We start from the raw sequence: 24,017 nt of genomic DNA on the forward strand, positions 1-24,017 counted from the left end.
TAGCCGGTAAGATACAGGATACTCCACAGATTATCTTCGGAGGAATGGAGGTAATCATACGTCAGATTTTCTTCCACATGCTGAAGAATATAGCCTCCGGAAAGAAGCGCCTCCAGCTTCATCGTGATATTGCTTCCGGCATAGTCGATAAACGAACGGATGATCGCGTTATCGCTGGTATTTTTCCAGTAACCGATGGGTCTTGCATCTGGCTTTTTCTGGCAGTCGAGAAGATAATTCATTACATCCCACGGACAGTAGACATCCGAAGCACCGAAGTGATAGCCGTCATACCACGCCTTGATTTGCGAAGCCCGATCAAGCATATCAGCATCCAGAAGAAGCTTTTCCATGTCAGCCTGGGTAAATCCAAAATATTCATCCAGTGAAGAAGAGGAAATAGTGTCGGAAACAAAATTGTTGGTTCCCGTAAAGATACTTTCCTTTGCGATTTTCAGACAGCCGGTAATAGTGGCAAAACGCAGGGTACTGTTATCTTTCAGTGCTGTACTCATGAGAGATTTCATCAGTTCCAGCATCTGTGGATAATAACCATTTGCGCTGGCTTTGGCAAGCGGCACATCATATTCATCCAGAAGCAGAATGACGGGTTTCTGGAAATGTGCCTGCATCATACGCATCAAGAGCAGAATGCTGGTTTTTAACATAGTATCTGTCGGCTTTCCATCGACAATATCGGCAAGCTGTATAAATTCTTTTCGATCATTTTCATTAACTGAAGGGCTGTCTGCCAGATAGCTGTGTTCATTGCAGAGACGGGCAATCTGGGAGCGGAGCATATCCCTGGCAGAAGCATAATCCAGTCCGTCTACATCCTTAAAGGTCAGAAAGAGCGTTGGAAATTGATTCATCCATGCCTGGCATAGATCTGGGCGAGATTCGATTTGAAGTCCGGTAAAAAGATTCTGGCTTTTTTTTCGAATATCAAAAAAATTGGCAAGCATACTCATCGCCAGTGTTTTTCCAAAACGACGCGGGCGGGTAATCAGGGTGACTTCCGAGTTATTCGTCAGAAGATCAGCGATCAGCCCGCTTTTGTCAATATAATAATAGCCGTTTTCGCGCAGCTTTTTAAAATCAGAAATACCAACAGGGATTTTTAAGGGTGTCATCGACGATGCTCCTTTCGGAAGATACGGAATTGTTACGAATAACTTTATCATATCATGGGGGGAGGTGGTTGGCAAGATTTTAAAAGAAAGCGGGATGCGCTCATGTTCGGAAGAGGTGTATGGGTTTGGAAAATAGCTACTGACCCATTTGCTTCTCCCCCAGCTCCTCCGGCAGTGCCTCAAAGAAAATATCCTTCCAGGCACGTTTCAGCTGTTTTTCATGAACTACATAGGGCTGCACTCCAATATATTTAGGAACGTTATCACTGACCAGGGATTTGGCGACTGCAAGAGCGGCCGCTTTTCCCTGGTCATATGGTCTCTGGGTGCTGAGTCCTTTTACAAATCCTTGATTCATTTCTTCTGCAATCTCAAAATCCAGATCTGTGGTAAAGACAGCAATATCTGTCCGGTTCAAAGCTTTTAGGGCCTTGATGGCGAGCAGGGCGGGGCGGTCCCAGCTCACATAGAGCGCCTGAATATCCGGGTGCTCGTTTATCATCTCATAGCATACCTTGTAGGCATTTTCAATTTGAATAAATCCCTTTCTGGCAGTGATTTCAATGTCGGGATAGGATTCCCTTAATATTTTTTCGGCACAGTTATCACGCTCGGTAGTGCCATAAAACATGGCACCGTGGATGATGAAGCCGACTTTGGCGTGCGGTTTTTCTTTCAGATATTCACCGATCATGCGCCCTGTATTGGTGCCATTTTCCCGCTCATTGACGGAGATACAGGAGACGTAATTGTTCCGGCTGAAATTCTGCGGGACATTGCTTAAAAAGACCAGCCGCGTCATTTTGGACAATTCCTGAAATGCCGGACCCGTCTGGACATCGTCGGTGGGGATGGCGATGACGGCGTCTGGGTGCTGCATTTTGATGCTTTCGAGCTGCATATTCTGGAGGGCAGGATCAAAATGGGCGTCCATGGTGGAAATAATATCGATTCCGTACTGTTCCAGTTCATCCCGGATGCCTTTCTGATGCAGGGCAGCCCAGGCGGTTCCAGTGTAGTGGAAGGAGATGGCGACGCGGTAATTTCCAGTTCGCAAAAGCTGTTTTTCCTCCTTGGAGAGGCGGATGCTGTCCGGGGAGACGGCGTGTTCACCGAGCGGACCGTTGTCGATGATCCGGGTGGAATCACGCAAAATCAGCTCTACATCTGCATAGCGGGTCAAAGGCGCGCCGGAGAGGTGGTTGATCTCGTCAAAGAGTGCCTGCGAGGCGAGTTCTGCCATCTGGTCGATGTCCCGGTGGATGCAGGATAGCGGTGGGGCGGTCAGCTCGCACCAGAGCATATCGTCAAATCCGATGATGGAAATATCGCGCGGACAGTCTTTTCCCAGCTCCCGCAGCGCCTTGAGAAGAAACATAGTCAGCCGGTTTCCACCGGCGATGATAGCGGTGGGGAGATACCGGGTGATGCTTTTCTGAATATTCAGGCTGATGGTATCACTGGACTGATACAGATTGATCTCCGCGATGCAGGAACTGCTCAGGGTATGGTTGGCGGAGAGAAGCGCCCGCTCATATCCGGCAATCTTGTCCTGTTTGGCGAGGCTGTCTGTTTTTTCTACCAGAAACAGCACATTTTCGTGTCCGCTCTCAAAAAAATAGGAAGTAGCGGAGTGAAATGCTTTGGTGTAATCAAAAAGGATCCGTGGAGTGACATCGTCATCGATGAATCGTTCGACACAGACAAACGGGATACCGGATTCATAGAGAAATGAATAGGTAGCCGGATTGCTGCTTGCCGGGGAGAGAAAGATGCCGATGGTCTTGGCACTGGAGATTAAGTTTTGCAGGATGCTTTTCTCCTCTTCCAGGTTGTCGTTGGTGACGGCGGTGTAAAACTGATAGCCCTGGCTGGTCGCGTAGGACTGCAGCTGATTGCACAGATCGCAGTAGAGCGCGCTCTTGATATTTGGAAAGACAGCGACAATCTGTGAACTGCGTCCGCTGCGGATTTTACGCACCTTTTTTTTGATTTTTTCAGAATATCCACTTTCTTCAATAATAGCTTCGATTTTATCCACCAGTTCCGGGCTGACATAGCGCGTATGGTTGATAACATGGGAAACGGTGGCGATGGAGACGCCTGCCTTTGCGGCGATTTCTTTGATGGTCATAAAACTCCCCCTTGCTGGTACGGATTTAGTCCGGCTGTTCCTGCGCGGCTGGATTTGAATTTGCCGCAGTTTTGTGTTTCTTTTTTTGATTATAGCACAAAAATAGGAGCAAAACGATAAGGTAAATAAAATTTACGTAAAAAATTAGAAAGAGCGGTAGAAGTGCATAAATATCAATAAAACAGGATGAATATATCGCTGAAATTAGTGCAATATGCCAAAAGAGTATTGACGAAAGGGCATGGGATAGAGTAATATCTAGATATCAGACAGGGAGACTCCTTCCAGAGAGAAAAATTTTTACGTAAAAATAAAAAGAAAACTATAACAATCCGTTTGAAATGCACTAAACAGTGATGAAGTAAGAGGAGGATCAGATTTATGAAAAAAAGTCTTAGATTTACAGCAGCAGGTCTTTCAGTTTGCATGATGGCAGCAATGCTGGCAGGATGCAGCTCTTCCAGCAGTACCGATACAACAGCGGCAGCTGATGCTTCTGAGGCAGCGGCAGATACGCAGGAAGCTGAGGCAAAGACCAGCGATTTATCGTTTGCATTCTGTACGAATACTTTAAATAATACTTTCCAGAGTTCCATTGATGCAAAGCTCAGCGAGCTGTGCAAGGAAAACGGCATTTCCTACACCTGCCTGGATCCAGATTATGATTTAAACAAGCAGCTCAGCCAGTTATCTGACTGTGCAAACAGCGGTTACGATGCAGTGTTTGTTATCCCGGTTGACTCCGCAGGTATTACCTCCGGACTGGCTGAGATTGCAGACGCAGGCATTCCGATTTTCAACGTAGATACCGCAGTCATCGATGATGATATCGAACAGTTCGTGACACAGTTCGTTGGAACCAACGCATACATGGCAGGTCAGTTAGTGGGCGAGCAGATGACGAAAGATTATCCGGATGGCGCAAAGATTGCAGTTCTGGATTTCCCGTCCAATGAAAGCTGCGTGGATCGTGTCAATGGTTTCCTTGAGGGTCTTGGCGATCAGAAAGATAAATTTGAGATTGTAGCACAGCAGGATGGCGGTGCAGCGCTCGATCAGTCGATGGGACTGGCTGAGGATATCATCACAGCAAACCCGGATCTGGAAGCATTCTTCTGTATCAATGACCCGTCTGCCCTGGGTGCGGCAGCAGCTATCAAGGCAGCAAACAAGACCGGCGAGATCGGTGTATATAGCATCGATGCATCCCCGGATGGAAAACAGGCACTCTTAGACGGCGAGTTCACCGCAGTTGCATGCCAGGTTCCGCTTCAGATTGCAGAATATGCATTTGACGCAGCTGAGAAATATGTAGGCGGCGATACCGCAATCGATGAGAAGAAAGTATATCTGGATTCCCATCTGGTAGAGAAAGAAGAGGCAGAGAAGACTCTGAACGACTGGCAGTAATGAACTGCGAGGAAGCTTAACAGTTACGTGAAATAAAATAAAACATGGAAAATGCGGCGATGGGGTTCATTGCCGCATTTCTAAAAAACGGAGGGTTCTATGGGAAAAACAATTCTGGAAATGATAGATATCAAGAAAAGTTTTTCCGGGATCTATGCATTGTCAGGGATCAATTTTTCCCTGGAAATGGGCGAGGTTCATGCGCTTCTGGGAGAAAATGGAGCGGGTAAATCAACGCTTATCAAGGTCCTTGGAGGAATTTATAAACCGGACAGCGGGACAATCGAGATTAATGGTCAGGAAGTTGAGATAAATGGTGTTTCGGACGCCCAGGAGAAAGGAATCGGAATCATACATCAGGAGATCGTCCTGGTTCCGTATCTGACGGTCGCGCAGAACCTGTTCCTGGGACGGGAAATCAAGACGAAATTCGGCACCGTGGATATGCGGGAGACGAACCGCCGGGCAGGCGAGATGCTGGCAAACCTCGGGGTCAATATCCACCCGGATACGCTGGTAGAATCTTTGACGATCGCCCAGCAGCAGATGGTTGAGATTGTAAAGGCGGTATCCTTCGACGGACGGATCATCGTCATGGACGAGCCGACGTCCTCCCTTTCCAATGACGAGGTAGAACAGTTATTTGGAATCATTGAGAGATTAAAAGCAAAACAGGTAAGCATTATATATATTTCCCACCGTATGGAAGAACTGTTCCGGATCTCGGATCGGGTTACCATCATCCGCGATGGCGCCTATGTGGGAACGAAAAAAACATCGGAGACGAATGCGAACGAGCTGGTAGCCATGATGGTAGGACGGGAGTTAGAGAGCTTCTATGCCAGAGATTACAACGATCTGGGACATGCAGAAACGGCGTTGGAAGTGAAGAATTTAACCTGTGAGGGTGTGTTCTCAGATATCAGCTTCCGGGTAAGAAAGGGAGAGATCCTGGGATTTGCGGGTCTGGTCGGAGCCGGACGAAGCGAGATCATGGAATGTATCTTTGGAGCCAGAAAATACCAGAGCGGAACCATTCTTTTAAATGGAAAGGAAGTCCGCTTCACGACACCGATCCAGGCAATCAAGGCGGGCATCGGACTGGTGCCGGAGGATCGGAAAAAACAGGGACTTGTCCTTGGCAATACGGTCGGTTTTAACCTCACGCTGGCATCGATTGACTCTTATATTAACGGAATTGCCATCAGCGACCGGAAATGTCAGGAAGTGATTGATTATTATAAAGAAAAGCTTCATATCAAAGCAGTGGCAGACCGGGTGGAACTGGTGGAAGCGGGAAGTCTTTCCGGCGGAAACCAGCAGAAGATTGTCCTTGGAAAATGGCTGGCAATCAAGCCGGATGTCCTGATTCTGGACGAGCCGACGAGAGGTGTCGATGTCAATGCGAAGTTTGAGATTTATTCCGTTATTAATGAGCTGGCGAAAGCGGGTATCGCCGTTATCATGGTATCCAGCGAGCTGCCGGAGATCATCAATATGTGCGATAACGTATGTGTCATCAAGGCGGGAAGAATGACGGGAATACTCGGAAGAGAAGAACTGGATCAGGAGAGAATCATGCAGTATGCAGCAGGAGGCGAAGAGTGATGAACGGAAAGAAAAGTACAGCAGGCAATTCGGTACTCTCGGTATTTACCGGAAATACAGGAATTATTGGAGTGCTGGTTATCTTATGTGTGGTAGTCGCACTGGCAACCGATAAATTTTTGACACCGAGCAATATCATTTCAGTGCTCAGACAGATTTCCATTAATACATACATTGCACTGGGAATGACGTTGATTATTATTCTCGGACACATCGATCTGGCAGTTGGCGCGATCGTAGCGATGAGCGGAACTCTGACGGTAGGATTTGTAGTTAATCAGGGACTTCCGATTGGCGTAGCGATTGCGGCTGGCATCATCATCGGTGTTGTGGCTGGTCTGATTGATGGTATGGTTGTATCGAAATTCCGTGTTCCGGCATTTATCATTACGATGGCAATGATGAATGTCTGCAACGGTATCGCGTATGTATATTCGGGCGGACAGTCCACCCGTATTACGGATAAGTTTTTCATTGCAATCGGAACGGGTTATCTGTTTAACATTATTCCGCTGCCGGTTGTCTATATGATTATTTTAATTATCGTATTTAGTTTTCTGCTTTCTAAAACAAAATTTGGTACCTATGTGTATGCAATCGGCGGAAACCGTGAGGCGGCGCGTCTCTCAGGTGTTCCGATCAAGAAAGTCGAGATCATCGTGTTTACATTGTCGGGCGCTCTGGCGGCGTTTGCAGGTCTGGTTCTGGCATCGAGAATGTATTCCGGACAGCCGTCCGTCGGAAGTGGCTATGAGATGGATGCGATCGCAGCCTGTGTCCTCGGCGGAACCTCGATGGCAGGTGGACGCGGACGTATCAGCGGCACAGTATTCGGTGCGATGGTAATCGGTATTATTTCCAATGGTCTGAATCTGATCGGTGTCAGCTCCTACTGGCAGCTGATTGTAAAGGGTCTGATCATTGCCTGCGCGGTTGTACTGGATTCCCAGAAGGGCAATCTGGCACTCCTCAGAAAAAAGAAATGATTCCAAGAGCACATTTAGAAAGGCAAGGAGAGAAGAATGGACTTTTTCAGAAAAATGTCATTTGCGGATTCGACCGGTGACGCGATTCCGTTTTATCATGAAGGTAAATATCATATTTTTTCACTGACATCCCCGCCAGGAACCACGGTATATCCGGCGAGACTGCGTACTACATGGAGCCACTCTGTTTCGGAGGATCTGGTGCACTGGGAGGAGCTGCCGACAGCCCTGTATCCGGGCGAGGGCGATGAGCCGGATGCGTCCGGCGTGTGGACGGGCTCGGTTATCTACGGCGAAGGAAAATATCACGCATTCTATACGGGTTACTGCCTGACGGCAGAATATCAGCAGACGATCTGCCATGCGACGAGCGAGGATGGTATCACCTGGACGAAGGATGCGGCAAACCCGGTTATCACGCCGATGATAGAGTTATATGAAAAGCTGGACTGGCGTGATCCGTATGTATTTTATAATGAGGAAGATAAATGCTACTGGATTCTGATCTCGGCGAGACGGCTTGATATGCCGGTGACAAGACGCGGCTGTATTGTCCTGTACCGCTCGAAGGATCTGGTGAACTGGGAGTATTATGGTCCGTTGTATTCGGCAGGCAATACGAATTGTCCGGAATGCAGCGAGATGTACAAGATAGGCGATACCTGGTATCTTTCCTATTCCCGCTTTTCCGAGTTTGTCAACACGATTTACCGCACTTCCAAATCTCCGTTTGGACCGTGGAAAAAGCCGAAGAAAGACGGCATCGGCGGACGCCGCTTCTATGCAGCTAAATCCATGCAGGATGACAACGGGCGCCGTTTCTACTTTGCCTGGGCGCATGACCGTGCAGAAAACAGCGACCGCGGCGAGTGGTACTGGGGCGGCACGTTCTGTATTCCGCATGAGGTCGTTGCAACGGCAGATGGACAGCTGGACGTGAAGCTTCCGGAAGAATATGTAAACTGCTTTAAAGAGAAAGTTGACTGGAAATACCTTCCGGTCATGGGAGAATACAAGCTGTATGGAGATACAACGGTTGAGCTGGATGGATGCGGGACAACCGCGTATGGTTTCCTGGAGCAGCCGGAAGAAAAGTTCCTGTTTACCGGCACGGTGATCCCGAAAGAAGCGAATGATTCCTTCGGAATCCTGTTGAAATCCGACTGGGAGGCAAGCGGCTGCCTGTTCTTAGAGTTTGATGTGGCGATGCAGCGAGTGTCCCTTCTGTCCCTGCCGATGGGAGTTGACCCGTTCTGGGAGCAGTCCTGCCAGGCAGTTCCGAAGGCAACCGAACCGGGACCGGATGGCGTTCGGGTGGCTGAGAAGACCTTTGAGATTAAAGATGGACAGGCAATTGATGTAAAGATTTCGGTGGATCATGATATGGTTGAGGTGTTCGTGGGCGAGCAGGTGGCATTTACCTATCGTATTTTCCGGAAACCGGAGTACGAGATCGGTCTGCTGGCGCAGGACGCGAAAGTAGAATTTGCAAATATCGCGATTCGGAAGTAAAATTCCTTGTGAGAGACGAACGGATGTGGCTGTCCGCCTGTGAGAGGGCTGGATGGCGGCACCATTGATATAACTTGTAATACGGAGGATGATTCGTATGAGAATAAAAACAGACATCACAGCGCTGGGAGAGCTTCTGATTGATTTTACTCCAGCAGGTGTTTCACAGCAGGGAATGCGTCTGTTTGAGCAGAATCCGGGAGGTGCGCCGGCCAATCTGCTGGCGGCTGCTGCGAAATTTGGAAGGAAGACAGCATTTATTGGCAAGGTGGGTAAGGATATGCACGGCGATTTCCTGAAGGAAACCCTGATCCGGGCAGGTATCAATACGGACAACCTGATTCAGGATGAGAAGTATTTTACCACGCTTGCATTTGTAAGCCTGAAAGAAAACGGGGAGCGCGAATTTGCCTTTGCGAGAAAGCCGGGGGCAGATACGAATCTGTGCATGAAAGAGATCGATCCGGAGATCCTGGAAAATACGAGAGTATTTCATGTCGGTTCCCTGTCGCTGACCGATGATCCATCCCGGACGGCAACATATGAGGCGATCAATATTGCTAGAAACAGCGGTGCGGTGATTTCCTACGATCCGAACTACCGGGCGGCGCTCTGGAGTGATCCGGAGACCGCACAGCTTCGGATGCAGTCGCTGATTCCCTATGTAGATATGATGAAGATTTCGGATGAAGAAACCTCGCTTCTGACCCCGTATCAGGACCCGGAGGAAGCGATTCAGTATCTGCTCCGTCAGGGCGTGCACCTGGTGGCAGTGACGCTCGGAAGAGATGGCGCCCTGATCGGCAATGAAAATGGAATCATAAAAGCGGAGGGCTTTTCCTCCCATGCGGTCGATACAACCGGCGCTGGTGATTCCTTCTGGGGAGGTTTTCTCGCCTCCTATCTGCAGGAAGAAACCTCACCGGAACACCTGACCCGGGCGCAGATGATTCAGTTTGGCAGGGTCGGCAACGCAGTGGCAAGCCTGTGCGTCGAACGCCGCGGCGGAATCTCGGCAATTCCGGAGATGGAGGAGATTGAAGAGCGGCTGAGAGGCTAGAAGAAAAGATGGAGTAAGTAGTTGGTAACTAGCCTCAGATTGTTCATCTGTGAATGACACAAAACCCCAGAGAGTGGCAACTCTCTGGGGTTTTGTTGTGTGACCGTTTGGATATATTAATATTCCTCCACATGCAGCAAATGATGTGCACGATCGGATAACGGAGCTTCAAGATACTCGTCATACAGTGTCTGAACGGCCTGGTTTTCATGGCTGAAGCGGATTGCGCTGTTTACATCATAAGCACGCAGGCACTGGTCGCGGTCTGCGCAGTCCTTCGGCTTATTCTGGAAGGATGGGCGGATCGGCTGACCGCCGCCGTTGATGCATCCGCCCGGACATGCCATGACTTCAACGAAATCATAGTGGCATTCGCCGCGTTTCATCGCCTGAATGAGGCGTCTGGCTTCTCCTAGGCTGCTGAGTGCTGCACAGTGCAGTTTCACACCCTTGATATCGATTTCCAGTTCCTTAAAGGAACCGATCTGACGCAGAACCTTCAGCGGACTCTGTTCGCCGATCTCCGGATTTTCACCGGTTACGGTGTGGTAAGCGGTACGAAGCGCTGCTTCCAGTACGCCGCCGCTGGCACCGAAGATCACACCGGCTCCGGTTGCTTCACCGAGAGGATCGTCAAAATCACACTCCGGAAGTCTGGATACATCGATATGATCGGCCTTGATGAGACGGCATATCTCACGGGTGGTCAGAACATAATCAATATCTTGTCCGGTTCCGGCGCTGTCCATGCCCGGAAGAGTCAGTTCGCGCTTCTTGGACATACACGGCATGATGGAAACACAGGTGATATTTTTCGGTGCAAGGCCTTTTTTCTGTGCAAAATAAGTTTTGATGACAGCACCGAACATCTGCTGCGGGGACTTGGCAGTGGAAAGCTGCGGCAGAAGCTCCGGATACTGGCTCTTTGCAAAGCTGACCCAGCCAGGGCAGCAGGAGGTGAACATTGGCCAGCTGTATTTATCCGGCTGCTGTAAGCGGGCTAAAAGCTCGTTGCTTTCCTCCATGATGGTCAGATCGGCTGCAAAGTCAACATCGAATACATAGTCAAATCCAACGGATTTTAAGGTGGATACGAAACGTCTGTCAGTAGCAAATTCCGGGGAAAGACCAAATTCTTCACCCCATGCGGCCCGGACAGCCGGAGCGACAACCGCTACGGTTACCTTGTCATCATTTGCCAGTTCACCGTGGATACCATTGATGGCTTCCACATCATCCCGCTCCTGGAGAGCGGCAGTCGGGCAGTGGGTAACGCACTGTCCGCAGAGAGAACAGTCGGATTCTTTGATTTCCAGATTGTGGGAAACATCGACGGTTGTATGGGAACCGGTTCCGGACACATCCCAGATATTTAAGGTCTGGAGCTTGTCGCAGATCTGGACGCAGCGCATGCATTTGATACATTTTCCTGCATCACGGATCAGTGGGAAAGTAGAAGTCCAGATCATTTCCGGATATTCGTTTTTATAACGGTCAACGGTCAGGTTCAGATCACTTGCCACCTGTTTTAATTCACAGTTGGAACTGCGCACACAGGTGGGACAATTGGTGTGATGCTGGGAAAGAAGCAGTTCCACGTTGATCTTGCGGGCTTCGCGGACCCGCGGGGAGTTTGTGAGAATCTCCATGCCTTCCTGAACCTGGTTGTTGCAGGAGGTAACGAGATGGTGGATTCCCTTCACTTCTACAACGCAGACACGGCAGGCACCGATCTCATTGATATCTTTCAGATAGCAAAGATAAGGAACGTGAAAACCGTTGTCGCGACAGGCGTCCAGAATCCGGGTTCCTTCTGGAACCTGCAGTGGTATATTATTAATTTTGATGGATACAAGATTCGTATTTACCATGATGTGGTCCGCCCTCCTTTGAAGTTTCCATAACCGAAGTGATCACAGCGCAGGCAGCGTCTGGCTTCCTGGCCAGCCTCCTTGAGGCTCATGCCGCATTCGGTAAGTGTAAAGTCACATTTGCGTTCTCCGGCAGGACGCTCTGTCAGGTTGACACGTCCGCAAGGAGTACGGTCGGAGAGATCCGGTTCCGGAATCTTCACATCGCAGGTAATCTCGTGGTTGTAGCCGAGATACTGGTCGATGTTGGCTGCGGCTACCTTGCCGGCAGCGATTGCACGGATCACGGTTGCCGGTCCGGTTGCACAGTCGCCTCCGGCGAAAATACCCGGCATATTCTGAATGGAGGTCCATCCGGTTGCCTGGATGATGCCCCATTTTGCGTCGATACCCTGTTCTACGAAGTAACGGCTTTCGATGCCCTGCCCCACAGCTGCGATGACGATATCACATTCAACCGGGATAGAGTCGGTGCCGATAGCCTTCGGTGAAGGACGTCCGCCGCGGATTTCTCCCGGCATCTGCTGGCTTACCCAGAGAGCTTTTACCTGGCCGTCCTCGTCTGCTTCAATCCGCTCCGGTGCGTAAAGTTCCATGATCTCTACGCCTTCAGCCATGGCACTTTCAACCTCTTCCGGAAGAGCTGTCATATCAGCTTTGCGGCGTCTGTAGGCAACTGCCACCTTGTCTGCACCCAGGCGGACAGAAGAACGGGCTACGTCCATGGCTACGTTGCCGCCGCCGATGACACAGACCTTCTTTCCGGTAAGATCCGGATATTTGCCGTCGCCGATAGCACGGAGGAATTCGACAGCGGAGATAACACCGCCGGCATCTTCTCCCTCAATACCAATCTTTTTATCACTATGAGCGCCGATGGCGATGTAGATAGCATCATATTCTTTGCGGAGTTCATCCAGAGACAGCTGTCCTGGATCGTTTCCGACCGAAGTTTCAAGACGGACTTCCACACCGGTTTCCAGAATGACATTGATATCATCCTGCAGGCGCTCTCGTGGCAGGCGGTAGCTTGGAATTCCGTACAGCAGCATGCCGCCGAGTTTCTTGCGTTTTTCAAATACAGTGGTCTGATGTCCCATCAGCTGCAGATAATAAGCAGCGCTCAGGCCGCTGGGGCCGCCGCCGATGATCGCGATGCGCTTGCCGGTGGAGGTTGGACAGACCGGTGCCGGTACATATCCTGCCATATCCACAGCTACACGCTTGATACCGCGGATATTGATAGAATTATCCAGCATGTTGCGGCGGCAGCGGGACTCACATGGATGTTCGCATACCAGCGCACAGGCGGTTGGGAATGGGTTATCCTTGCGGATCAGGCGGACTGCATCGGCATAGCGTCCTTCACCGGTCAGGGCGATGTAACCCGGAATATCAACTCCGGCCGGGCACAGAGCTACACAGGGAACCGGCTGATCAAGATTACTGCGGCAGCGGTTGTGTAAGATATGTTCCATAAAATCCTCTTTGAAGCCGTCCAGTCCTTTTAAAACCATCTGGGCAGCGGTATAGCCGATGGCACAGTCAGCCGTGCTTTCGATGACACGGGCTGTTTCCTCCAGCATGGTTAAATGCTTCATGGTTCCTTTTCCGTTCAGGATGTCTTCCAGAAGATTGGAGAGCTGCGCGAGACCGATTCGGCAGGGAACACATTTGCCGCAGGTTTGTGCATGGCACATTTTTAAAAATGCAGCGGTCAGATCGACAGGACACAGGCCCGGCGGGCTGGCGATGATACGCCGCTCCAGATCCTTATAAAGTCCCTCTACGACATTCTGAGCCTCGCTGTTGGTTGGAATGACGAGTCTGCTCATAGGGTGTGTAACTCCTTTCATAAGTGTGAAAAAATAAACGATATATTTTCGATAAAATATTGGTTTTAGTATAACATAAATAAGAGATTAGATACAAGGGTTATGATAAATTATCTAAAAAGATACAATTCATAGTGAGAAAAACAGAAAAAATAGACAAGAAAACAGAGGCAGGGAGGGAGAAAAAGAAGAAAAAACGGAAAAGTAGAAAAATGAAATGATTTCATAATAGAAAAATAGAAGTTCATTTGCATATAAAAAATTAAATTAAAAATCATAAAAGTGAAAATGTTTTTTGACTGATGAAATGTCCAGGCGGGAAACGCGGGTGCAGCTTGGAATAGGTGTGCCTGCAAATTGAGAAATTCAAGTCGAACGTCCGTGAGACGTGGCGCGTGATTCTGGTCAGCGAAGCTGACATATTCCTATCAGAATCACTGCGCATCCTCGCGGAGCGTTTATCTCAGTCGGAGACCCAACTCCCACTGAGACAAATTTGCTATTACTTACCACCTGAAGAGGTGGGAGTCTTCTCGACTGAGATAAAAACGGCAGGAGCCGTCAAGCTGCGCTCCTGCCGTTATGTCCGCCGTGACCATTTTTATCCAGTCCACAGGCGTGTTCAAATTCGCGAAGTTTCTGTTCTGCCTCAGGGGTCAGATGGTTCGGAACATCGATCTGAACTGTCACGTACTGATCACCATGGATGGACGGATTCTTCATGGAAACAACGCCTTTTCCCTTTAATTTAATCTTGGTTCCCGACTGCGTCCCGGCTGCGATCTTGCACAGGACATTGCCGTACAGGGTGGAAACCAGCGCCTCACCGCCGAAGACTGCGGTGGTAAACGGAATGCGGACGGTCGAGTAAACGTCCATCTCCTTGCGCTCCCATCCCGGTTTTGCGGTGACGGTGATATTTAAAAGAAGATCGCCCGCCTCGCCGCCGCCCGTTCCCGGCATGCCCTTTCCTTTCAGACGGATAGATTTACCGGTATCGATGCCCGCTGGGATGTGAACCTGTAAAGACTGGCGCTTGCCGGTCTGTGGGTTCTGCAGGGTAATGATTTTCTCACAGCCGGATACTGCTTCATCGAAACTTACGGTTACTTCGGACGTGAGGTCAGAACCTTTCTCCTGAAAGCCAGCACCGTAAAAGCTCTGGCTGCCGCCGAAGCTAGAACCGCCGCCAAAATGAGCGCTGGAACCACCAAAATCGGAACCGCTGGTAAAATGAGCCCCAGATCCGCCCGTAAAATGGCGGCTGCGGGAGCTGCCACCCGAACTCTTGCCGCGGAACATACCGCCAAACATATCTCCGAAAATGTCACCCATATCGCCCATGTCATCCCCAGTGAAATGGTACTCTGCGTAACCGCCTGGACCACTCTGGTAATGCCAGGCACCACCTTGACCGGCACCGCCGAAGCCAGAGCCAAATGGATCTCCAGAAGCGCCGGAACCGCCAGTTGTGCCGTATGCGGCACTGTTCGGGTCAAACGCAGCGTGACCGAAGCGATCGTAGAGTTTTCGCTTCTCCGGATCACTTAAGATGGAGTAGGCTTCGTTGACATCCTTAAACATCTGCTCTGCCTGGGGATTACCGGCATTGGAATCCGGGTGATACTTTTTGGCAAGTTTCCGGAATGCTTTTTTGATCGTCTCCGCACTGGCATCCCGTTTTATCCCCAGTATGTCATAATAGTCTCTTTTCTCTGCCATCGATTATCACCTCCGTATGTGCAGTGATTTAGGTTTCAATTATTTAGGTTATGATAAAAGATTGGGTATGATAGAAGCTGCCGCATTCCTGCGACAGCTTCTAAACTGGCTGCTGATATTATCAGGTGTGAGCCACAGCCGTTTTTATATTAACCTTCGATGGAAACGAAATGTTTCTCTTCAGCTGCTTTCTTTTTCAGCTCTTTCGGGAAGGTCAGGGTCAGAGTGCCATTTTCAAATTTGGCATGGATATCCTTTTCCTCTAGGTTCTCGCCGACGTAGAAGCTTCTGCTTACGTTTCCGCTGTAACGTTCCTGACGGATGTATTTAACCGGCTTCTGCTCGGCTTTATCATCTTTCTTGGAAGCATCCGACTCTGTGGTTTTGGCATCCTTCTGATTTTCCTTCGGCTCTTCCGTGGAAGAAACTTCCTTCGAACCGCTGACGGTCAGATAACCATCTTTTAGTTCAATCTGGAGCTCTTCTTTCTTAAAGCCCGGCAGGTCGATGGAAACTTCATAATCCTTATCGGTTTCCTTGACATCCGTCTTCATCAGCTGGGAAGAGGAAGCACCATACAGTCTCTGGTTAAAGCTTGGGAAGGAAAAATCCATCCAGTTATCAAAGTTATCAAATACACTATTATTAAAAATACTCGGCATATACATAAGTCATCTCTCCTTTTCGTATTATCTTAACGTTACTGTTCACGCATACGTGCCCAGTAACATCTTAACATCTATGTGAAAACATCGGCGGCAACAAGCTTGTTCTCATTTCCTTGTTCCTCTCCTTTGTTCTAGCTGTAATATAACACACATAATTAGCACTGTCAAGAGGTGAGTGCTAATTTTCTGTGAAGATTTTGTGAACAGCGCAATTATTCAAGGATAGGCACTTTTGAAACCGAAAGTGCCGTGACGATAACAGGCAGACACCTTCGCTCTGAAAGTGCCTGCCTGTTACGGAGCAGTTCCTGTGTTTTTATATGATTTCTTCTACTGGCGGGTGCTGCTGTTTCCGGGTCCAGTAGATATAATATCCGATATTTAGTACAATGCCGACGATCGTAGAAACGGGGGCTGCGAGACCGATCTTGGTCAGGCTGGCATCCGGCTGGATACTCATGAAATACGCTAGCGGGAGACGCACCAGAAGTGTCTGGATGAGTCCCTGTGTCATAACCCAAAGTGTCTGGTTATTTCCGTTGAAATATCCGATCATGCTGAACAGAACCGCGGTCACGATGGACTCGAGTGCGAATCCTTTCAGGTAATCATAGCTGTTCTGGATGACCGCCGCATCCGTCGAGAAGAAGCCGGACAGGACATCGCCTTTTAGGAGAACCAGGGTAAAGACGATACAGCCGACGCACAGACCGACGCCGATTCCCGTAAAAAGGGTGTGCCTGGCACGTTTGACTTTCCCTGCCCCCACGTTTTGGGAGACGAAGGAAGCCATCGACTGCATCAGGGCGCTCGGGACAAGCATGGCGAAATTGACGATTTTGCATGCTACACCGTAACCGGAGGACGCTTCCAGTCCCAGTCGATTGACAAAGGCGCACAGGGCTAAGAAGGAAAGCTGGGTTAAAAATTCCTGAAGCGCCAGCGGCAGTCCGATGGAAAGAAATTTCGGACACTGGGTGTTGAAGCGGAAATCGTGCCGGGTGATCGTAAATGGCAGAGTTTTCTTAATTAAAAGAATAATCGCGAAAATAACGCTGAGCGCCTGCGCGGAGACGGTCGCGATGGCGGCACCGGCGGCGTCCATATGAAGACCAGCTACCAGTGCGAGGTCGCCGATCACATTGACGATGCAGGCAACCAGGACAAAGAGAAGCGGTGACTGGCTGTCACCGAGCCCGCGGAAGATGGAGGACAGCAGGTTGTAGGCGACGATGAAGAAAATGCCGCCTCCGCAGATGCGGATGTAGCTGGCGGTCTGATCCACCGCCGCCTCGGGTGCCTGCATGAGAATGGCGATCGGGCGGGCAAAAAAGACCATGACGACGAATAAAACGGCGGAAATGATCGTAAATACAATCGAAGCTCCGCCGACAACTGCGCCGATCTGCTGCGGTTTCTTTTCACCGAGATAGCGGGCGATCAAAACGGTGATACCCATAGCGAACTGAATTACGACGAAGGTGACGAGGTTTAAGACCTGGCTGCCCGTCGAAACGGCGGAAAGACCGGAGGTCGAACCGAACCGTCCAACCACCAGCAGATCGACCGCGCCGTATGCCGCCTGCAGAATCAGTGCACCGAGCACCGGAATCATGAAAGCGATCAGTTTTTTCAGGATACTGCCCTGTGTAAAATCAGCTTTATCATTATTCATGGGAATCCCTCCGTTTGCACATAATCTGATAAAATGTCTCCATCGTCTGAATCATCTGGCGGGCGTCCTCCTCAGTAATGGTGTCTAAAGACGGGGCGAGCGCGCTGAAGTATTCGGTGTCGTACGTCTGTGAGAGCGTCCTGCCCGCTTCGGTGATGGAAATGTAGGTAACACGCCCGTCGTTCTGCGAGGTTTTCTTTTGGAGATAACCGCCCGCTTCCATCTCCTTGACAGTCCGGGTCACGCCTGGGCGAGGCAGGTTCAGCGCATCGCTGATGTCCGATATTTTTACATGGATGCCGTTTCGCTCCAGCGACTGGATGACATCCAGATATTGAATATAGGAGGAAGTGACTCCCTTCGGCAGCGGCGGAAGCATATCCCGGATTCGTTTGCCCTGATAACAGGCGTCCAACATCCGCTTGATTGTTTCGATGGTCATATGGAAAGTCTCCTTATCAAATAGTTGCTTGCGATAATTACCATAGATAATTATATAGGGAAATGAGAAGTTGTCAAGAAAAAAATACCGCCAGCTCCCGGGATGGGCGCTGACGGCGCGTGTTGTTATAATGTAAGGGCAGTTGTGTTGCTGTTTGTATGTAGGTGGGCAGCAACACAGAATGCAGCGGCGTGGCATTTTATGAAGTATGAAAAATTTCCATAGCCGCAATGTGTTTGGATAGTACGTTCACTTTCCATGGTATTTACCATAAATTATATATGTCTTTTTGACTATCTTTTTATATCTTCTTAAATGTCCGCAAAGCCTTATTTTATCGGCTCTACGGGCATTTTTCTTTTGTGGTAAACCTCACATATCTAGGTCTATCTTCTTATATTTTCTCTATCAAACGTGGTTAAAATCGTGGTAAATACTTCTATGCAATTAGACGCTGAACCTCTGATTTTGCGGTATCTATGGACGCATGAGCGTACCAATTCATTGTGATACTAATGTTTGAATGCCCCATGATATACTGTAAATCTTTTGGGTTCATGTTCTTGCTTGCCAGCCTTGTGCAGAACGTATGGCGTAGCGTATGCGGTGTGATATGTGGCAAGGGATTGTCCTTGTGGTGCTTGTTGTATTTCTTTACCATACGGATAAATAAGGCGTTATAATCAATCGCAACTTTGGGCTTGCCTTTATGATTGACAAATAGGAAATTGCTCCGTCCGTCTATCACAAATGGTTCTGCCTTTGGGCGTTTTTTCATAACCCGTTGAAATGCCTGTATCGTTTCTCTGCTTAATGGTACTTGCCTTATTCCGCTTTTCGTCTTAGGCGTTTCAATATAATAGCCTTGTTCCTTGCTCTTTAGTAACTGGTGGTCGATAATCACAACTTCATTCTTGAAATCAATATCGGCTACTGTCAGTCCGCACAGTTCCGAGATACGAAGTCCTGTTTTTAACAGTATCAGCACATCATCATAATGCTTGTGATACACATTGTCCGTCTTAATAAATGACAATAAGGCTTGTTCCTGTTCCTCTGTCAATGCGACTTTCTCTTTGGTATCATTTTCTAGGACTTCATTTAACTTGAAATCAAAAGGGTTCTTCCTTACGCAATCGTCTTGTATAGCGATATAGAATGACGCTTTTAACGAGCGTTTATGGTTGTTAATGGTATTGTAGGAAAAGCCTTTGTCTTTCATGCGTAATGCCCATTCCTTAGCGTCAGAGGGCTTGATTGTATCAATGCTCCTAGCACCTAACTTATCCTCTTTCAATAACCGCATGAGTTGTTCCCGTTGTTTCATTGTGCTTTTCTTCACATTTGCCCTCTGTGCGTTCTGTTTGGCATAGAGTTGGCAAAGCGTCATTTTCTTGCCTGTGCTGTCGATACCGTCCTCAATATCCCGTCTTATCTGCTGTTCCAGTTCTCGAAGTGAGGGTTTTTCCCGTTTTCCCTTTGGTGTCGGGTCTGTGGGTGTCAATCTCCAAGCATACACATATTTTGTGTTTCCAAATGCGTCCACATATTTATATAAGTATTTTCCGTCTGTTCGTTGGCTCTCTCCAGTATGCAGGATACGTCCTTTGTTATCCCGTCTTTTTTCTTTCATGCTGTCTGCTCCTTTCCTTGTTGGAAAGAGCCTTGATATGACTTGTGTTCATCATAACACATACAAGGCTCATTTGCACTAGATAGCGTCCAATTTGTCAATGACCTGTTCAAACTGTCGGCGTTTAATCTGTATGCGGTTGCCATTCATAATGAGCCAGCCAGCGTCCTTGTTTTCCTCTGCCAATCGTCTTAACTTGTTTTCTCCGATACGGAAATACTTTGACGCTTCTTCAATGGTAAGGGTGTATTTTTCCCATACGGGAATATCGTTGTTATTCATCAGATACCCCCTTTCCCATGTTTCGTGTCATACTGGATATAGGGGATAAGGTCGGTGCGGTTTATCCTCTGTAAATGGGCGGTTAATTTACTGGAAAGGGAATTGCTGTATCTTGCCTTATCAAGCATAGTTCCTACTTTTTCCAGTCCACCTAATGCGTCATGTTCTTCTAAGAAATAAAAACTTTTGACAGCGGAAATCACGCCACCCTCTGTGAGCCATTGCTGTGTTTCCTCAAGGGAATTTTGCTGTTTTGGTACTTGCAGTTTCAAGACTTCCACAGCCCCTAAAAAGCGTTCCCAAAACCGACACGTTTTCCATCTGCTCTTATTACTTTCGTTTCTGTTTGGCACGACAAAGCGTAGGTTGTTTGCCAATAGCCCGAAAGCCAGTTCTCCAAGTTCCAGCGGTCTGTCCTTAAATGTCATGGCAAAAACATGAGCCTTATCATCACGCAGTTGCATTTCTGTTCGTTTCCAACTGCCGACTTCCTCAAGCGTCTTATTATGTTTTGAACAGACTTCCTTATCCTTATCATAAAAGCGGTAGGATAATCCAGATTTTCCAGCACCGATATAAACAGTCTTTGCGGTGTCGAAATCGTCAAACTTGCTTTCATCAAAGTGGTAGCCATCACTATTGGAGATAAATTCCTCTTTTTCGCATTTCTTCTTTATCTGCTCTATGGTAAAGAATGGCTTTTCGTTCCTATCATCAATGGCAATATCAAGTCTTGTGAAATGGAAATTATCCAGTCCGTATCTTCGCTCGCAACGTCGGAACATATCCCCAAAGGTATAATTCCTACTGTCGAGAATACGGAAAATATCATCACAACCTCTGCCAGTCATAACAAGATAACAGCCTAACCCTTGTGGGTTGTCCTCTGTTTTTCTTGCGTCCCCCGATACATAAATATCTCCAATCTGCCAGCGTGCTTGATAGGTCTTGAATTTAACGCTTGCCGAATAGACATTGAAAATGTCAGTCGGTAAACCTAAAATGTGCATGATAACATCTTCTGCGGTTGCAGTATCAAATACAATGCTGATGTAATCAATCTTAACGGATAAATTTTTGTGTGTAGTTATAGTGCATTACTCCTTTCGTATGCCCCGTTTTTTGCGGGGTAAAAATTGTGTTTTTTCCTTTATTTATCACAGTTTCTAGGTACTATGACATGTATGCGCAGGGCGGTGTTACATATACGCCCTTTACGAACGCCTAAAGGCGTTCCCTTTCTTCCTGTGTCTGTCCGTTCTTAACGCTCACGAGCCTTGTAAGGCTCGTGGCTAAACGGAACAGCCCCAGTCAGAAACCTTATTTTCGGTCTGATAGTCTATGCTTATTCATGCTATCAAAATGAAAATACATCTTTTCTTTGCTTGCTCAAGCGTGTGATTGACCCTAGCGTGCTTAATCACTCTATATGATACGATAATAACGCCATTAGAATTACTTGTCAAGAAGTTTTTGTTGACTTTTAGATATATATTAAGTATGATATGCTTATAAATACCAAGAAAAGCAATGAAAGGAGTGTTTATACTAAGTCATGGAGCATTACGAAAAGAAAATCAGTTTCTTAGGAGAGAACATACAGACCATAAGAAAGCATAGAGGAATGAAACAACAAGAACTTGCGGACAAAATCGGTATCAATATGCAGAGCCTTTCCAAGATTGAACGTGGCGTGAATTATCCTACCTTTGATACGCTGGAAAAGATAATGGACGTGCTGGGAGTAACACCCAATGAATTATTGTCGGGAGAATGGAAGTATATTGACCACACCGAGCCCTATATCATGGATATTATCAAACGGGAACAAGACTTCAATGTTTCCTTAGATTACCTGTCTGAAAATGAATTTTTCGATGATGAAAAAGAATGCACATTTTACAAGGCATATAAACTCATACAGTATATCCATAACTACATTACCAATGAGGTTACGGAGTTGGAAGAACTTATGGAAATCAAGCAGTTGATACAGCGTCAAAAACTGGAACGCATGATAAAAGTACATAAGGAAATGCGAGGGTTAGACCGATACAGAGAACAGCCCAAAGAGTATAAATACCATGACCCTTATGATGATTGGATATTTCGTCAGCTTGCGGATATAGACAACAGAAACAACATTCCCGACACTTCTCCACAAGTAGACTTCAATGAAGCAGACTATGAAGATTATCTAAAGGCGAAATGGAACAGAGGTCTTTAATTTCCTCTTGCATGGAAGATACAGCAAACAAAAAGCCCAGTAAAGAGTGCAAAGCACCACCAATGGTGGCAAGGCTCTTGACAGGGCTTTTTCTTTTCTGTTGTGGGGTAATCAAGAGGAAGAAAGAAAAAGTGTGCATTTTTGTTCCATAAATGCTAAGGGTATGCTGATTTTTATTGTGGCGGATATATGGAACTGTTATAATATGGATATGAAGAAAGCGACAAATTTGAAAGTGTTAATAATTTTCAAACAGCCTCATTGCATGGAAATAAGAAACAGACTATCCTTAAAGTAGGAGGTGGCACAAATGGCAAATGAAGATAAAAAAGATTTTAATGCTATGTTGCATGATAGTAAGGATATGCCAAAATTTCAAATTATCATAGACCAGAAAAGTATTGAGAAATATGGTGGAAACAAAATGTATTTTGCTCCCCCGATTGACTATGACAAAGTAATGAAAAAAGTTCCGTATGGTAAAGTGATTACGGTTGGAAAAATACGAGAACACTTTGCAAAATTGAGTGGTGCAGATTTTACAGAGCCGATTACAGCGGGTATATTTGTTTCTATTGTAGCGTGGGCGAGTTATCAGCGTTCCGAAGATGAAACACCCTATTGGAGAACATTAAAAGCAAACGGAGAATTAAATGCTAAATATCCAAATGGTATTGAAGCACAGAAAGAAAAATTAGAAGCAGAGGGACATACCATTATTCAAAAGGGGCGTAAAAATATACGATACTATGTAAAGGACTATGAAAATTCTCTTTTTGATTTGAAATAGGCAAATTCTATTTCACAATTTCATATCTCTATACACAAAGCAGTTAGTCTTAGGATTGACTGCTTTTTTCATACCTAAATTTCAGATTGGAGTGATGAAATGGTGTTTGTTAGAGCTGTTCAATAAGATTATCGGTGCATAAAATTTTATTGTGGTGCAGATATGAAAATGATATAATGTGGATATGAAGAAAGCGACAAACTTGAATTTATTTAGAGGTGTTAGACAATGGAATTAAAGAACATTTTAATTGTTGTTAAAGATATTGAGAAATCAAAACAATTTTACAATGACCTGTTCGGTCTTGATTTGGTACTTGACAATGACGGTAACATGATTTTAACGGAAGGACTTGTGCTTCAAGACGAAAAAATTTGGAAAAAGTTTTTAGGAAAGGATATTATCCCTAAAAGTAATTCTTGTGAATTATATTTTGAAGAACGAGATATAGAAGCATTTGTTGAAAAGTTGGAACGGTCTTATCCTTCAATTCAGTATGCTAATAAACTTATGACACATAGTTGGGGACAAAAAGTAGTTCGTTTTTATGATTTAGACGGTAATTTGATTGAAGTAGGAACACCGATGTAACACCAGAAATTTCAGTTTGAAAAGGGGAAATGAAAAAGTGGCAATTTCAAATATAAATACAATTATTAGTAATGATATTCAAAAAGTTTGGAACATTGTTTTAGCTGTTGATAAATATAACTCATGGCGAAGTGATTTGAGCAAAACAGAAATAATAAATGACAAACAATTTATTGAATACACAAAAAATGGATATGCTACTACATTTACCGTTACCGTTGCAGAACCATATAAACGCTGGGAATTTGATATGGAGAATAGCAACATGAAAGGTCATTGGATTGGTGTTTTTATAGACAAAGGGAATGAAACACAAATAGACTTTACAGAAAATGTGATACCTAAAAAGTGGTTTATGAAACCTTTTGTAAAAACCTATTTGAAAAAACAACAAAAGCAATTTGTTCTGGACTTAAAGAAAGCATTGGAATAATAAAA

The 24,017-nt window shown here is 46.8% G+C and carries 21 protein-coding genes; 10 read left to right on the forward strand and 11 right to left on the reverse strand.

The features are described 5' to 3' along the window. Both DW931_RS14210 and DW931_RS14215 read right to left on the reverse strand, forming a co-directional pair. Positions 1-1,133: AAA family ATPase (locus DW931_RS14210; RefSeq protein WP_118626999.1), on the reverse strand; the 1,133-nt coding region annotated here is incomplete at its 3' end. 136 nt (positions 1,134-1,269) lie between these two features. Next, positions 1,270-3,267 (reverse strand): LacI family DNA-binding transcriptional regulator, encoded by a 1,998-nt coding sequence (locus DW931_RS14215; protein ID WP_118481779.1) that lies wholly within the window; start codon positions 3,265-3,267, stop codon positions 1,270-1,272. Positions 3,268-3,648: 381 nt separating this feature from the next. Between DW931_RS14215 and DW931_RS14220 the strand changes: the two genes are divergently transcribed. The 5 genes from DW931_RS14220 (at position 3,649) to DW931_RS14240 (ending at position 9,843) form a co-directional block, all read left to right on the forward strand. Further along, complete coding sequence (locus tag DW931_RS14220; RefSeq protein ID WP_118481780.1) at positions 3,649-4,677, forward strand: sugar ABC transporter substrate-binding protein; 1,029 nt, start codon at positions 3,649-3,651, stop codon at positions 4,675-4,677. Positions 4,678-4,776: 99 nt separating this feature from the next. After that, complete coding sequence (locus DW931_RS14225; protein WP_118481781.1) at positions 4,777-6,285, forward strand: sugar ABC transporter ATP-binding protein; 1,509 nt, start codon at positions 4,777-4,779, stop codon at positions 6,283-6,285. Beyond that, a complete protein-coding gene (locus DW931_RS14230; protein ID WP_118473019.1) occupies positions 6,285-7,271 on the forward strand; it encodes an ABC transporter permease in 987 nt (328 codons plus the stop codon). The genes DW931_RS14225 and DW931_RS14230 overlap by 1 nt, the downstream gene beginning before the upstream one ends. Positions 7,272-7,307: 36 nt before the next feature. Beyond that, on the forward strand, positions 7,308-8,783 hold the full coding sequence (locus DW931_RS14235) for a glycoside hydrolase family 32 protein (protein ID WP_118481782.1): 1,476 nt from the start codon (positions 7,308-7,310) through the stop codon (positions 8,781-8,783). A 97-nt stretch (positions 8,784-8,880) separates the two neighbouring features. Next, positions 8,881-9,843, forward strand: coding sequence for a carbohydrate kinase (locus DW931_RS14240; RefSeq protein WP_022360666.1), 963 nt, complete (start codon positions 8,881-8,883; stop codon positions 9,841-9,843). Between the two features lie 116 nt (positions 9,844-9,959). Here the strand turns inward: DW931_RS14240 and DW931_RS14245 are convergent, their stop codons facing one another. The 9 genes from DW931_RS14245 to DW931_RS14290 form a co-directional block, all read right to left on the reverse strand. Beyond that, positions 9,960-11,714, reverse strand: a complete 1,755-nt coding sequence (locus DW931_RS14245; protein WP_118627000.1) for a [FeFe] hydrogenase, group A — start codon at positions 11,712-11,714, stop codon at positions 9,960-9,962. Next, complete coding sequence (locus DW931_RS14250; RefSeq protein WP_107001723.1) at positions 11,708-13,549, reverse strand: NAD(P)-binding protein; 1,842 nt, start codon at positions 13,547-13,549, stop codon at positions 11,708-11,710. The genes DW931_RS14245 and DW931_RS14250 overlap by 7 nt, the downstream gene beginning before the upstream one ends. A 561-nt stretch (positions 13,550-14,110) precedes the next feature. Then, positions 14,111-15,271 (reverse strand): J domain-containing protein, encoded by a 1,161-nt coding sequence (locus tag DW931_RS14255; protein WP_117796631.1) that lies wholly within the window; start codon positions 15,269-15,271, stop codon positions 14,111-14,113. Between the two features lie 149 nt (positions 15,272-15,420). Continuing rightward, positions 15,421-15,939 carry an Hsp20/alpha crystallin family protein gene (locus DW931_RS14260; RefSeq protein WP_117796632.1) on the reverse strand — a complete coding sequence of 173 codons (519 nt, stop codon included), beginning with the start codon at positions 15,937-15,939 and terminating at the stop codon, positions 15,421-15,423. A 316-nt stretch (positions 15,940-16,255) separates the two neighbouring features. Next, complete coding sequence (locus DW931_RS14265; RefSeq protein ID WP_117796633.1) at positions 16,256-17,614, reverse strand: MATE family efflux transporter; 1,359 nt, start codon at positions 17,612-17,614, stop codon at positions 16,256-16,258. Continuing rightward, positions 17,607-18,056: a MarR family transcriptional regulator gene (locus tag DW931_RS14270; protein ID WP_117796634.1), complete on the reverse strand. Its 450-nt coding sequence runs from the start codon at positions 18,054-18,056 to the stop codon at positions 17,607-17,609. Before DW931_RS14270 ends, DW931_RS14265 begins: the two co-directional genes overlap by 8 nt. A gap of 439 nt (positions 18,057-18,495) precedes the next feature. After that, entirely contained in the window at positions 18,496-19,689 is a 1,194-nt protein-coding gene (locus DW931_RS14280; protein WP_117628204.1) for a tyrosine-type recombinase/integrase, read from the reverse strand. 78 nt (positions 19,690-19,767) lie between these two features. After that, positions 19,768-19,971 (reverse strand): excisionase, encoded by a 204-nt coding sequence (locus DW931_RS14285; protein WP_002607397.1) that lies wholly within the window; start codon positions 19,969-19,971, stop codon positions 19,768-19,770. Continuing rightward, positions 19,971-21,032: a replication initiation factor domain-containing protein gene (locus DW931_RS14290; protein WP_278278231.1), complete on the reverse strand. Its 1,062-nt coding sequence runs from the start codon at positions 21,030-21,032 to the stop codon at positions 19,971-19,973. The genes DW931_RS14285 and DW931_RS14290 overlap by 1 nt, the downstream gene beginning before the upstream one ends. 494 nt (positions 21,033-21,526) lie before the next feature. Between DW931_RS14290 and DW931_RS14295 the strand changes: the two genes are divergently transcribed. From DW931_RS14295 to DW931_RS14315, 5 genes are all read left to right on the forward strand, one after another. Then, positions 21,527-22,198, forward strand: a complete 672-nt coding sequence (locus DW931_RS14295; protein WP_002322214.1) for a helix-turn-helix transcriptional regulator — start codon at positions 21,527-21,529, stop codon at positions 22,196-22,198. A gap of 11 nt (positions 22,199-22,209) precedes the next feature. Then, on the forward strand, positions 22,210-22,350 hold the full coding sequence (locus DW931_RS16115) for a hypothetical protein (protein ID WP_171042677.1): 141 nt from the start codon (positions 22,210-22,212) through the stop codon (positions 22,348-22,350). 158 nt (positions 22,351-22,508) lie between these two features. Then, positions 22,509-22,988: an MGMT family protein gene (locus DW931_RS14305; RefSeq protein WP_002322212.1), complete on the forward strand. Its 480-nt coding sequence runs from the start codon at positions 22,509-22,511 to the stop codon at positions 22,986-22,988. Positions 22,989-23,216: 228 nt separating this feature from the next. Then, on the forward strand, positions 23,217-23,579 hold the full coding sequence (locus DW931_RS14310; protein WP_117628206.1) for a VOC family protein: 363 nt from the start codon (positions 23,217-23,219) through the stop codon (positions 23,577-23,579). A gap of 37 nt (positions 23,580-23,616) precedes the next feature. After that, positions 23,617-24,012 (forward strand): SRPBCC family protein, encoded by a 396-nt coding sequence (locus tag DW931_RS14315; protein WP_010775277.1) that lies wholly within the window; start codon positions 23,617-23,619, stop codon positions 24,010-24,012. The last annotated feature ends 5 nt before the right edge of the window (positions 24,013-24,017 follow it).

It is taken from the genome of Clostridium sp. AM43-3BH (assembly GCF_003479985.1).
GTDB classification, from domain to species: Bacteria; Bacillota; Clostridia; order Lachnospirales; family Lachnospiraceae; genus Otoolea; species Otoolea fessa.